Origin of the sequence: Enterobacter sp. BIDMC 27, from assembly GCF_000534415.1 — a bacterium.
GTDB classification, from domain to species: Bacteria; Pseudomonadota; Gammaproteobacteria; order Enterobacterales; family Enterobacteriaceae; genus Enterobacter; species Enterobacter hormaechei_C.
Genome location: NZ_KI973178.1, coordinates 1,354,410 through 1,367,093 on the forward strand (window position 1 = coordinate 1,354,410; position 12,684 = coordinate 1,367,093).

Genomic DNA, 12,684 nt, shown 5'->3' on the forward strand with positions numbered 1-12,684 from the left:
TTACCAGGTACCCGCGGCATCCAGCGTGATGCTGGTGGCCTCTTTATCTACAGAGGTGCTGATGCGCTGCTGAAGCAGGCGCAGGTATTGCTTTTCGTTTAGCGGTAGCTCAACCCAGTCGTCCGTCCAGGTGGAGAGGTGCATGGCGTTAGAGAGGGTTAAACCGCGAATGCCGTCCAGACCCGGTGCAATCAACGGCTCGCCGCGCAGCACGGCGGCGCAGAAGTTGGCGGTGATGACGTGGTGCTCGCTGTATTCCGGGGCAACAGGGACAGAAACCTCCCAGCATTCCGGCTCACCGAAGCCATTCTGCCAGCGAGCGTTAAACTCGGTTTCCGATTCGCGCAGCCGCCAGTAGCGCAGTTTGCCCTCGTCGACGACCACTTTGCCGCGATCGCCGACAATCTCCAGGCGGTTGGTACCTGGTGTTTCCGCGACGGTGGTGATGAACACGCCGGTCGCGCCACTGGCATATTCGGCGTAGGCTGTCACCTCGTCTTCCACTTCGATATCGCGATGCTTACCGAACTGGCAAAACGCGCGCAGACGAACCGGCATGCCCACCAGCCACTGCCAGAGATCGAGCTGGTGCGGGTCCTGGTTGAGCAGCACGCCGCCGCCTTCCCCTTTCCTGGTGGCGCGCCAGCCGCCGGAGTTGTAGTAACTCTGCGAGCGATACCAGTTGGTGATGATCCAGTTGGAGCGGCGGATCTCGCCCAGCTCGCCGCTGTCGATCAGATCTTTCACTTTCTGATACAGCGGGTTGGGCCGCTGGTTATACATGATGCCGAACACCACGTCGCACTCCCGGGCGCAGGCGTTCATCTCCTGGACCTGCGCGGTGTAGACGCCTGCTGGCTTCTCACACAGGGTATGAATGCCGTGGCGCATCGCCAGCATCGACAGGTGCGGGTGATCGTAATGCGGCGTGGCGACAATGACCGCATCGATAAGCCCGCTCTGGAGCATTTCCTGCGCATCACTGAACAGCGGAATGCCGCCAACCAGCTGCCGAATGGCCGGATGCTTTTCCGGCGCGTTATCGCACACCGCCGTAAGGCAGGCGTCGCTGACGGTTCCGGCCAGTAAATAGCGTGCGTGGGCCGTACCGATATTACCTATACCAATAATGCCAAAACGTACCTTCTCCATGTCTCACCTTAATTTCAGCCAAAAAGCGTGATGACCGAAAAATAGGAAAGGCGAGACGTAGCGACAATGTGTTTTTGTGAGAATACTCGCAAGGTGAATAAGTAAACTCCAACCATTTTGAAATTTGGTTTTAAAATCAAAGCGCTGTTTCTGCAAATATTTGCAAAAACTGATTGAGAGCGAGGTCACACTATGCCGGGCAAGTTAAAAATGGAGGAGATCGCATCCCTGACGGGATATTCCGTGAGCACGGTTTCCAGGGTGTTGAGCGGCAAGTCTTATACCAGCGATAAGGCCCGGGAAGCCATTGTCCGCATCGCACGGGAGCTTGGCGTGCTGGAGTCGATGGCGAGCGGACGGCTTTTAATTAACGGAATCGCTGTATTTGCGCCTGAAAGAACGTTTCAGGGGCGTGGGGATATTTTTTATCTGGAAGTGACCAAAGGCATTGCGGAAGCCAGCGCGCCACATAATGTCTGGATCAGTTATTGCGGATTAGAGGAACAAAATGCGGACGTGAAATTATTTATGGAAAAGGCAAGCCATAAAAATATTAACGCAATAATTATCATTGGTACGGATGATTCCACCATATTTAAGCTGGCCAGCACGCTGAATAAACCCTGTGTATTAATTAATTCCGTCGACCGGGACCGGGTGCTGGATTCGGTTTCGCCCGATCATCGCGCAATCGGCTTTACCACGATGCAATATCTTTTCGAGCAGGGGCATCGCCGGGTGCTGACCATCACCTGTTTACGCCGGGACACGCTCTATGCCCGGCTGGATGGAATTAAAGAAGCGTACCGGCATTTTCATGTGGCGTTTGAGCCGCAGCGGGATTTACTGGTCACGGAGTGGTTTACCGCTGAAGAGGCTGAGCGCGAGCTGGATGCGTGGCTGTTACGTCACGACAGAGCGCAGTGGCCTGAGGTCATTTTTCCCAACAGCACCAGCATGACCGAGGGTGTGCTGAAGGCGTTACAGCGGCATGGGCTGCGCGTGCCGGAAGACATCTCCATCATCACCACCGATTTTGCGTGGAATTTAGCAAACCGGCTTGAAAAGCCCATTACGGGGATCACGGTGCCCTGTCGGGATTTGGGCATAGAAGCGGTGCATTTGCTGCAAACGCGGCTCAACCGACCACAGGCGCCAGTGTTTAACCTGCTGTTGCAGGGGAAAGTCATTGATTACGGCTCGGTGAGTAATGCCACGCGCCACGCGGCTCGCGTGGCGCTGATGCAGTAATCAGGCCTGCTGTGGAGGCAGGCAAACGCCGATGCCGCCAATGCCGCAGTAGCCATACGGATTTTTATGCAGGTACTGCTGGTGGTCGTCTTCGGCATAGTAGAACGGTTTCGCGGTAGCGATTTCCGTCGTGACCTGACGTTTATCACCGGCCGCCTGCATCGCTTCCTGGAAACGCGTCAGGCTGGCGTGGGCGGCGGCCTCCTGCTCTGGGGTGAGCGGGTAGATGGCCGAACGGTATTGGGTGCCGTGATCGTTACCCTGACGCATGCCCTGCGCCGGGTCATGGTTTTCCCAGAACACCTGGAGCAGCTGTTCATAGCTAATGACGCTCGGGTCATACACCACACGCACCGCTTCAGCATGACCGGTTTCACCGGAACAGACTTCGCGGTAGGTTGGGTTAGGCGTATATCCTCCGGTGTAGCCCGCAGCGGTGCTGTACACGCCCGGCAGTTGCCAGAACAGGCGTTCTACGCCCCAGAAGCAGCCCATGGCAAACAGGGCGATCTCCATTCCATCAGGAACGTTTGTCATTGAATGGTTGTTTACGGCGTGTAATGTTGCCACTGGCATAGGGGTGTTGCGTCCCGGTAACGCATCGGCTTGTGATACCAGATGCTTTTTATCGAATAAACTCACGGTGGGGCCTCCCGGGTAGCGTTGTTTCGGTTAAGGTTGTCACGAAGCGTTTAATTGAACACAATAAATGCGATGAATGAGTCTAGATTTAATCATAAGAAATATTTGGGTGTTACACCCTTTTTCAACCCGTAATTTGGGTTTTTGGCTTTCAGGCCGTATTTTGCCGCGGAGCGGCACTGCATTTGCTTCCAGGGTGGAAACAGGGATATTCAGGAGAAAACGTGACAAAGATCCGCCAGTTATGTTTAGTCAGTTTAATGCTGACCAGCGGGATTGCCAGCGCGGCGAATGTCCGTTTGCAGGTTGAGGGGTTATCCGGGGCGCTGGAAAAAAACGTGCGTGCGCAGCTTTCTACCATCCAGAGCGATGAGGTCACGCCGGATCGGCGTTTTCGCGCGCGCGTGGATGACGCCATCCGCGAAGGCTTAAAGGCGTTGGGGTACTACGAACCCACCATCGATTTCGATTTACGCCCGCCGCCGGCGAAAGGACGCCAGGTGTTGATTGCCCGCGTCTCGCCGGGCGAACCCGTCCTGATTGGCGGCACGAACGTGGTGCTGCGCGGCGGTGCGCGCACCGATCGGGACTACCTGGATCTGCTCAGCACCCGTCCGAAAGTGGGCACCGTGCTCAATCACGGGGATTACGATCGTTTTAAAAAATCCTTAACCAGCGTTTCGCTGCGCAAAGGCTACTTCGACAGCCGGTTCAACAAAAGCCAGCTGGGCGTTGCGCTTGAGCGACGTCAGGCATTCTGGGATATCGATTACGACAGCGGCGAGCGCTACCGGTTTGGCGATGTGACCTTCGAAGGATCGCAAATCCGTGACGAGTATCTGCAAAATCTGGTGCCGTTTAAAAAGGGCGACTACTACCAGTCCAGCGACCTGGGCGAGCTGAACCGTCGTTTGTCCGCGACGGGCTGGTTTAACTCCGTGGTGGTAGCGCCGGAATTTGATAAATCCCGTAAAACGAAAGTGTTACCGCTGCATGGCGTGGTCTCTCCGCGCACCGAGAACACCATTGAGACCGGTGTCGGCTACTCCACGGACGTCGGCCCGCGCGTGAAAGCCTCATGGAAAAAACCGTGGATGAACTCCTACGGCCACAGCCTGACCACCAGCGTCAGCCTGTCTGCGCCTGAACAGCAGCTGGACTTCAGCTATAAAATGCCGCTGCTGAAAAATCCGCTTGAGCAATACTACCTCGTGCAGGGCGGCTTTAAGCGTACCGATTTGAACGATACCGAGCAGGACTCGACGACGCTTGCGGTATCACGCTTCTGGGATCTCTCCAGCGGCTGGCAGCGCGCCATTAACCTGCGCTGGAGCCTCGACCACTTTACCCAGGCAAACGTCACCAACACCACCATGCTGCTTTATCCGGGCGTAATGATCAGCCGTACCCGCTCGCGCGGTGGCCTGATGCCGACCTGGGGCGATTCTCAGCGCTACTCCATCGATTACTCCAACACCGCCTGGGGCTCCGACGTAGACTTCTCCGTCTTTCAGGCGCAAAACGTCTGGATCCGCACGCTGTACGACAAACACCGCTTTGTGATGCGCGGTAATCTCGGCTGGATCGAAACCGGTGATTTCGAACGCGTCCCGCCGGATCTGCGCTTCTTCGCCGGGGGCGACCGCAGCATTCGCGGGTATAAGTACAAATCGATCTCACCTGAAAACGACAAAGGCCAGTTGACCGGGGCGTCAAAACTGGCGACTGGCTCGCTGGAGTACCAGTACAACGTCAGCGGCAAGTGGTGGGGAGCGATGTTCGTTGACGGCGGTGAAGCGGTGAACGATATCCGCCGCAGCGATTTCAAAACCGGCGCGGGCGTAGGCGTGCGCTGGCAGTCACCGGTCGGGCCCATCAAGCTCGATTTCGCCGTTCCGGTGGGCGACAAAGACGAACACGGTTTACAGTTTTACATCGGTCTGGGGCCTGAATTATGAGTTTATGGAAGAAGATAAGCCTCGGGGTGCTGATTTTTATCGTATTACTGCTCGGTACGGTGGCGTTTCTGGTGGGCACCACCACGGGCCTGCATTTGCTGTTTAACGCCGCGAACCGCTGGGTGCCGGGGCTGGAAATCGGCCAGGTAACGGGCGGCTGGCGCGATCTGCGCCTGAAAAATATCCGTTATGAACAGCCCGGTGTGGCGGTGAATGCGGGCGAGTTTCATCTGGCGGTCAAGCTCGGCTGCCTGCGGGACAGCCAGCTGTGCGTAAACGATCTGTCGCTAAAAGACGTTAACGTGGCGATAGATTCCAAAAAAATGCCGAAGTCCGAGCCTGTCGAAGAAGAGGACAGCGGCCCGCTGAACCTCTCCACGCCGTACCCGATTGCGCTTTACCGGGTCGCACTGGATAACGTGAATATCAAAATCGACGACACGACGGTATCCGTGATGGATTTCACCTCTGGTCTGCGCTGGCAGGAGAAAAACCTCACTCTGACCCCAACCTCCCTGCAAGGGCTGCTGATTGCGCTACCGAAGGTGGCCGACGTGGCGCAGGAAGAGATCGTCGAGCCGAAGATCCAGAACCCGCAGCCGGAAGAAAAACCGCTGGGCGAAACGCTGAAAGATCTCTTCTCGAAACCGGTTCTGCCGGAGATGACCGACGTGCATCTGCCGCTGAACCTCAATATCGAAGAGTTTAAGGGCGAGCAGTTGCGTCTGACCGGCGATACCGATCTGACGGTCTTCAACATGCTGCTTAAAGTCAGCAGTATCGACGGCAACATGAAGCTCGACGCGCTGGATATTGATACTAACCAGGGGTCGGTCAACGCCTCAGGCAATGCGCTACTGCGTGACAACTGGCCGGTAGATATTACGCTGAACAGCGCCCTGAACATCGATCCGCTGAAAGGCGAAAAGGTGAAGGTGAAAGTCGGCGGCGCGCTGCGCGAGAAGCTGGAGTTCGGCGTGAACCTCTCCGGACCGGTGGATATGGTGCTGCGCGGGCAAACCCAGCTGGCAGAGGCCGGTTTACCGCTCAACCTTGAGGTTGTCAGCAAGCAGCTTTACTGGCCGTTCACCGGCGAAAAACAGTTCCAGGCTGACGATCTGAAGCTGAAGCTGAGTGGCAAAATGACCGACTACACGCTGTCGTTCCGCACGGCAGTGAAGGGGCAGGGGGTACCGCCCGCCGATATCACCCTGGATGCGAAGGGTAACGAGTTGCAGGTTAACCTCGACAAGCTGACCGTGGCGGCGCTGGAAGGAAAAACCGAGCTGACCGCGCTGCTCGACTGGCAGCAGGCGATCAGCTGGCGCGGCGAGCTGAAGCTGACCGGGATCAACACCGCTAAAGAGGTCCCGGACTGGCCGTCAAAACTGGATGGCCTGATCAAAACCCGCGGTAGCCTGTACGGTGGCACCTGGCAGATGGACGTGCCGGAACTCAAGCTCACCGGCAACGTGAAGCAGAACAAAGTCAACGTAGAGGGCTCGCTTAAGGGCAACAGCTATCTCCAGTGGGTGATCCCGGGCCTGCACGTGGCGCTGGGTCGCAACACGGCGGATATCAAAGGCGAGCTGGGCGTGAAAGACCTCAATCTGGATGCCACCATCGACGCGCCAAATCTCGATAACGCCCTGCCGGGTCTTGGCGGCACGGCGAAGGGGTTAGTGAAGGTTCGCGGTACGGTGGAGGCGCCGCAGCTGCTGGCGGACATCACCGCCAATAACCTGCGCTGGCAGGAACTTTCTATTGCCCGCGTGCGTGTCGAGGGAGACGTGAAATCCACCGATCAGATCGGCGGAAACCTGGATCTGCGCGTGGAGCGTATCTCTCAGCCGGACGTGAACATCAGTCTGGTCACGCTGGCGGCAAAAGGTAACGAAAAGCAGCACGATCTCCAGCTACGCGTGCAGGGCGAGCCGGTCTCCGGGCAGCTGCACCTGACGGGCAGTTTTGACCGCCAGGCGACGCGCTGGAAAGGCGTGCTGGATAACACCCGCTTCAGCACGCCGGTCGGCCCGCTGGTGCTGTCGCGGTCTGTCGCGCTGGATTACCGCAACGCGGAGCAAAAGATCAGCATTGGGCCACACTGCTGGACCAACCCGAATGCTGAGCTGTGCGTGCCGCAGACCATTGATGCGGGCGCGGAAGGACATGCGCAGATCAACCTCAACCGTTTCGACCTGGCGATGCTGAAACCGTTTATGCCGGAAACCACCCAGGCCAGCGGGGTCTTCAGCGGCAAAGCGGACGTCGCGTGGGACACCACCAAAGAGGGACTGCCGCAGGGCAGCGTTACCCTCTCCGGGCGTAACGTGAAGGTGACGCAGGAGGTCAATGACGCGCCGCTGCCGGTGGCGTTCGACACCCTGAATGTGAACGCTGACCTGCGTAACAATCGTGCGGAACTGGGATGGCTGATCCGCCTGACCAACAACGGTCAGTTTGACGGACAGGTGCAAATTACCGATCCGCAAGGGCGGCGCAATCTCGGCGGCAACGTCAATATTCGCAACTTCAACCTGGCGATGGTGAATCCGATCTTCTCGCGGGGAGAAAAGGCGGCGGGGATGCTCAGCGCCAACCTGCGTCTGGCGGGGGATGCGCAAAGCCCACAGCTGTTTGGCCAGATGCGGTTAAACGGCGTGGACATTGACGGTAACTTTATGCCGTTCGATATGCAGCCAAGCCAGCTGACGATGAACTTTAACGGCCAAAGCTCAACCCTCAGTGGCTCAGTGCTGACGCAGCAGGGACAAATCAACCTGAGCGGTGACGCAGACTGGAGCCAGCTCGACAACTGGCGCGCCCGTATTGCGGCCAAGGGCAGCAGGGTGCGTATCACGGTACCGCCGATGGTGCGCCTGGACGTGTCGCCAGACGTGGTCTTTGAGGCAACGCCGAGTCTCTTCACCCTGGACGGCCGTGTTGACGTACCGTGGGCGCGCATCGTGGTTCACGAGGTGCCGGAAAGCGCGGTTGGCGTCTCCAGTGACGAAGTTATGCTCAATGAAAATCTGAAACCTGTTGAACAGAAGAGCGCTGGCATACCGATCAATAGTAATCTTATCGTGCACGTGGGGAATAACGTGCGTTTGGACGCGTTTGGGCTGAAGGCGAGACTCACGGGTGACCTGAAAGTGGCGCAGGATCAACAGGGACTTGGCCTCAATGGACAAATCAATATTCCTGAAGGGCGCTTCCATGCCTACGGGCAGGATTTGATTGTGCGTAAAGGCGAGCTGCTGTTCTCCGGTCCACCGGATCAGCCGGTACTCAATATCGAAGCGATCCGTAACCCGGAAGCCACCGAAGATGATGTGATTGCAGGCGTGCGCGTGACGGGCTCCGCCGATGAACCTAAGGCAGAGATCTTCTCTGACCCGGCCATGTCGCAACAGGAAGCGCTCTCTTACCTCCTTCGCGGCCAGGGTCTGGATAGCCAACAGGGCGATGGTGCGGCAATGACATCAATGTTAGTCGGTCTGGGGGTTGCACAAAGTGGTCAGGTTGTGGGTAAAATCGGCGAGACGTTTGGCGTAAGCAATCTGGCGCTGGACACTCAGGGCGTGGGTGACTCTTCGCAGGTAGTGGTCAGCGGCTATGTACTGCCGGGTCTACAGGTAAAATATGGCGTGGGGATCTTTGACTCACTGGCTACACTCACGTTACGTTATCGCCTGATGCCTAAGCTATATCTGGAAGCAGTGTCCGGCGTAGACCAGGCACTTGATCTGCTCTATCAGTTTGAGTTTTAGCAATGCGAATATTTGTTTACGGCAGTTTACGAACCAGGCAAGGCAACAGCCACTGGATGACCAACGCCCAGTTGCTGGGAAATTACACAATCGAAAACTACCAGTTGTACAGTCTGGGCCACTATCCAGGCGCGGTTCCGGGGAACGGAACGGTACAGGGTGAGGTTTATCGTATTGATAATGCCACGCTGGCCGAACTTGATGCCTTGCGCACCAGGGGCGGTGAATACGCTCGCCAGTTGATCCAGACGCCTTACGGCAGTGCATGGATGTACGTGTACCAACGTTCGGTCGACGGGTTAACGTTGATTGAAAGCGGTAACTGGTTAGACAGAGACCAGTTCTGAAAAACGACAACGCCACCGTAAGGTGGCGTTGTCGTTTTGCGCCGTAGGCCCGTGCAAGCGTAGCGCCGCCGGGCGATACTCCCCAATCGCACGGGTTACCTGGAGCGACAGGCACAAAAAAGCCCCGACGCGCGGGGCTTAGTCTCAGCAGTAAGAATTACTTCTTAGCAGCACGTTCGAAAGAGGCGATGATTTCTGCTTTCGCCGCTTCTGCGTTATCCCAGCCTTCAACTTTAACCCATTTGCCTTTTTCGAGATCTTTGTAGTGCTCGAAGAAGTGGGCGATCTGCGCTTTCAGCAGCTCTGGCAGGTCGTTCACATCTTTAATGTGATCGTACTCTTTGCTCAGCTTGGTGTGCGGTACGGCAACCAGTTTCGCATCTTCACCCGCTTCGTCAGTCATTTTCAGCACGCCAACAGGACGGCAGCGAATGACGGAGCCTGGCTGCAATGGATATGGCGTTGGGACCAGTACGTCAACCGGGTCACCGTCCAGAGACAGAGTGTGGTTGATGTAGCCGTAGTTGCACGGATAGAACATGGCGGTAGACATGAAACGGTCAACGAACAGCGCACCGGTGTCTTTGTCGATTTCGTATTTGATTGGATCTGCGTTGGCCGGGATTTCGATCACAACGTAGATGTCTTCTGGCAGTTCTTTACCCGCAGGGACGTTGAGTAAGCTCATGTCGGTGTCCTTTAAAATGGATGGTAAACAAGTGGCAGGTATTATAGCCAACTGGCGCTGAAAGTCTCCGCCTGTTTTCGTCTTCTCTCCCTCGCGCCTTCACTTTTCGGACCGTTTCCATGACAGGATAATCCATAAACTCAGCCGCATTTTAAATGTTGAAATGAAAGCGATTACAAACTTGTGATTAACGTTTTATTCACTTTTCTGAAGTGTGATGTAACGCAATCCGTAACATATTCCATTGGCTATAGTTCATCCGCGGAACATCTTTTAACCAACAATAACCTACCCTACGAGGACGTTCATATGTGGAAGCGCTTACTTCTTGTTACAGCAGTTTCGGCAGCCATGTCGTCTATGGCGATGGCCGCACCCTTAACCGTTGGATTTTCGCAGGTCGGATCTGAATCCGGCTGGCGCGCCGCTGAAACGAATGTGGCGAAAAGTGAGGCCGAAAAGCGCGGTATTACGCTGAAAATCGCCGATGGTCAGCAAAAGCAAGAGAACCAGATTAAAGCGGTGCGCTCGTTTATCGCTCAGGGCGTGGATGCCATCTTTATTGCCCCGGTTGTCGCCACGGGCTGGGAGCCGGTGCTGAAGGAAGCCAAAGATGCTGAAATTCCGGTCTTCCTGCTCGACCGTTCCATCGACGTAAAAGACAAATCTCTCTATATGACCACCGTCACCGCCGATAACGTGCTGGAAGGCAAACTGATTGGTGACTGGCTGGTGAAGCAGGTAGATGGCAAGCCGTGTAACGTGGTTGAGTTACAGGGCACCGTCGGGGCGAGCGTGGCTATCGACCGTAAGAAAGGTTTCGCGGAGGCCATCGCCAAAGCACCAAACATCAAGATCATCCGTTCTCAGTCCGGCGACTTCACCCGCAGCAAGGGTAAAGAGGTCATGGAAAGCTTCATCAAGGCAGAAAATAACGGCAAAAATATCTGCATGGTTTACGCCCACAACGACGACATGGCGATCGGCGCCATCCAGGCCATCAAAGAAGCGGGCCTGAAGCCGGGCAAAGATATCCTCACCGGCTCGATCGACGGCGTACCGGATATCTACAAAGCGATGATTGACGGCGAAGCGAACGCCAGCGTGGAGCTGACGCCAAATATGGCGGGCCCGGCATTCGATGCGCTGGAGAAATTCAAGAAAGACGGCACCCAGCCTGAGAAGTTGACCATCACCAAATCCACGCTCTACCTGCCGGACACGGCGAAAGAAGAGTTAGAGAAGAAGAAAAATATGGGCTACTGATCCAGTGAAATTGCCGGGTGGCGCTGCGCTTACCCGGCCTACGATACGCTCTTTTGTAGGCCGGATAAGCGTAGCGTCATCCGGCCTGATGCAGGGGGAACCATGACCACCGAACAACACCAGGAAATCCTCCGCACAGAGGGCCTGAGTAAATTTTTCCCTGGCGTTAAGGCGCTGGATAACGTTGATTTCAGCCTGCGGCGGGGGGAGATCATGGCGTTGCTCGGCGAAAACGGGGCGGGGAAGTCGACGCTGATTAAAACCCTGACCGGGGTCTATCACGCCGATCGCGGCGCTATCTGGCTGGAAGGTAACGCCATTTCGCCCAAAAACACCGCGCATGCCCAGCAACTGGGGATCGGCACGGTCTACCAGGAAGTGAACCTGCTGCCAAACATGTCGGTAGCGGATAACCTGTTTATTGGCCGCGAACCCAGACGTTTTGGCCTGCTGCGCCGCAAAGAGATGGAAGCGCGCGCCGCGAAGCTGATGGAATCGTATGGCTTCTCTCTCGACGTGCGCGAACCGCTGAACCGTTTTTCCGTAGCGATGCAGCAAATCGTCGCGATCTGTCGCGCTATCGATCTCTCGGCGAAAGTGCTGATCCTCGATGAACCCACCGCCAGCCTCGATACCCAGGAAGTGGAGATGCTTTTTACCCTGATGCGCCAGCTGCGTAATCAGGGCGTCAGCCTGATTTTCGTGACGCATTTCCTCGATCAGGTTTACGAGGTGAGCGACCGTATAACGGTGCTGCGCAACGGCAGCTTTGTCGGCTGCCGGGAAACCCGCGAGCTGCCGCAGATAGAGCTGGTCAAAATGATGCTGGGCCGCGAACTCGAGACCAACGCGCTTCAGCGCGCGGGCCGTACGCTGCTGAGCGAAAAACCGATCGCCGCGTTTCACGATTACGGCAGAAAAGGGACCATCGCGCCGTTTAACCTCGAGGTACGCCCCGGTGAAATTGTGGGTCTGGCGGGGCTGTTAGGCTCCGGGCGCACCGAAACCGCCGAAGTCATCTTCGGGATCAAACCTGCCGACAGCGGAACGGCGCTGATCAAAGGCAAACCACAAACGCTACGTTCACCGCATCAGGCGTCGTGCCTCGGCGTGGGCTTCTGTCCGGAGGACAGGAAAACGGACGGGATTATTGCCGCCGCCTCGGTGCGGGAAAACATCATTCTGGCGCTACAGGCCCAGCGCGGCTGGCTGCGTCCGATCCCTAAGCGCGAGCAGAACGCGATTGCCGAGCGCTTCATCCGCCAGCTCGGTATACGTACCCCGAGCGCGGAACAGCCCATCGAGTTCCTCTCGGGCGGTAACCAGCAGAAGGTTCTCCTCTCGCGCTGGCTGCTCACCAAGCCGCAATTCCTGATCCTCGACGAGCCCACGCGCGGTATCGACGTGGGCGCGCACGCCGAAATCATCCGGCTTATCGAAACGCTCTGCGCCGACGGTCTGGCGCTGCTGGTGATCTCGTCCGAGCTGGAGGAGCTGGTCGGCTATGCCGATCGCGTCATCATCATGCGCGATCGCAGGCAGGTGGCAGAGATCCCGCTGGATAAACTGTCGGTACCGGCGATCATGAATGCCATCGCGGCGTAAGG

General features: G+C 56.7%; 9 protein-coding genes. 6 read left to right on the forward strand and 3 right to left on the reverse strand.

Features of this window, described 5'->3' with window-relative positions:
* A complete protein-coding gene (locus L463_RS16080) occupies window positions 1-1,152 on the reverse strand; it encodes a Gfo/Idh/MocA family protein (RefSeq protein WP_032103140.1) in 1,152 nt (383 codons plus the stop codon).
* Window positions 1,153-1,344: 192 nt separating this feature from the next.
* Here L463_RS16080 and L463_RS16075 point away from each other — a divergent pair, with 192 nt between their 5' ends.
* On the forward strand, window positions 1,345-2,403 hold the full coding sequence (locus L463_RS16075) for a LacI family DNA-binding transcriptional regulator (RefSeq protein WP_023302973.1): 1,059 nt from the start codon (window positions 1,345-1,347) through the stop codon (window positions 2,401-2,403).
* On the opposite strand, the gene msrA is transcribed toward L463_RS16075, so the two are convergent.
* Window positions 2,404-3,045, reverse strand: coding sequence for a peptide-methionine (S)-S-oxide reductase MsrA (gene msrA, locus L463_RS16070; protein WP_006810351.1), 642 nt, complete (start codon window positions 3,043-3,045; stop codon window positions 2,404-2,406).
* Between the two features lie 224 nt (window positions 3,046-3,269).
* Here msrA and tamA point away from each other — a divergent pair, with 224 nt between their 5' ends.
* From tamA to L463_RS16055, 3 genes are read left to right on the forward strand one after another with little or no spacing between them, the layout of a single operon-like run.
* On the forward strand, window positions 3,270-5,003 hold the full coding sequence (tamA, locus tag L463_RS16065) for an autotransporter assembly complex protein TamA (protein WP_017694656.1): 1,734 nt from the start codon (window positions 3,270-3,272) through the stop codon (window positions 5,001-5,003).
* A complete protein-coding gene (gene tamB, locus L463_RS16060) occupies window positions 5,000-8,776 on the forward strand; it encodes an autotransporter assembly complex protein TamB (RefSeq protein ID WP_032103141.1) in 3,777 nt (1,258 codons plus the stop codon). The genes tamA and tamB overlap by 4 nt, the downstream gene beginning before the upstream one ends.
* Window positions 8,777-8,778: 2 nt before the next feature.
* Complete coding sequence (locus tag L463_RS16055; protein WP_017383925.1) at window positions 8,779-9,123, forward strand: gamma-glutamylcyclotransferase family protein; 345 nt, start codon at window positions 8,779-8,781, stop codon at window positions 9,121-9,123.
* Between the two features lie 157 nt (window positions 9,124-9,280).
* Here the strand turns inward: L463_RS16055 and ppa are convergent, their stop codons facing one another.
* On the reverse strand, window positions 9,281-9,811 hold the full coding sequence (ppa, locus tag L463_RS16050) for an inorganic diphosphatase (RefSeq protein ID WP_006810347.1): 531 nt from the start codon (window positions 9,809-9,811) through the stop codon (window positions 9,281-9,283).
* Window positions 9,812-10,120: 309 nt separating this feature from the next.
* On the opposite strand from ppa, the gene ytfQ reads away from it, so the two are divergent.
* A complete protein-coding gene (ytfQ, locus tag L463_RS16045; RefSeq protein WP_032103142.1) occupies window positions 10,121-11,077 on the forward strand; it encodes a galactofuranose ABC transporter substrate-binding protein YtfQ in 957 nt (318 codons plus the stop codon).
* Window positions 11,078-11,179: 102 nt separating this feature from the next.
* Complete coding sequence (gene ytfR / locus L463_RS16040) at window positions 11,180-12,682, forward strand: galactofuranose ABC transporter, ATP-binding protein YtfR (RefSeq protein WP_017383923.1); 1,503 nt, start codon at window positions 11,180-11,182, stop codon at window positions 12,680-12,682.
* Window positions 12,683-12,684: the final 2 nt, after the last annotated feature.

Bases quoted from the DNA above. Each gene is read 5' to 3' on its own strand.
- ppa (WP_006810347.1), bottom strand. From the start codon at position 9,811: ATGAGCTTACTCAACGTCCCTGCGGGTAAAGAACTGCCAGAAGACATC.
- ytfQ (WP_032103142.1), top strand. From the start codon at position 10,121: ATGTGGAAGCGCTTACTTCTTGTTACAGCAGTTTCGGCAGCCATGTCG.
- L463_RS16075 (WP_023302973.1), top strand. From the start codon at position 1,345: ATGCCGGGCAAGTTAAAAATGGAGGAGATCGCATCCCTGACGGGATAT.
- ytfR (WP_017383923.1), top strand. From the start codon at position 11,180: ATGACCACCGAACAACACCAGGAAATCCTCCGCACAGAGGGCCTGAGT.
- L463_RS16080 (WP_032103140.1), bottom strand. From the start codon at position 1,152: ATGGAGAAGGTACGTTTTGGCATTATTGGTATAGGTAATATCGGTACG.
- L463_RS16055 (WP_017383925.1), top strand. From the start codon at position 8,779: ATGCGAATATTTGTTTACGGCAGTTTACGAACCAGGCAAGGCAACAGC.
- tamB (WP_032103141.1), top strand. From the start codon at position 5,000: ATGAGTTTATGGAAGAAGATAAGCCTCGGGGTGCTGATTTTTATCGTA.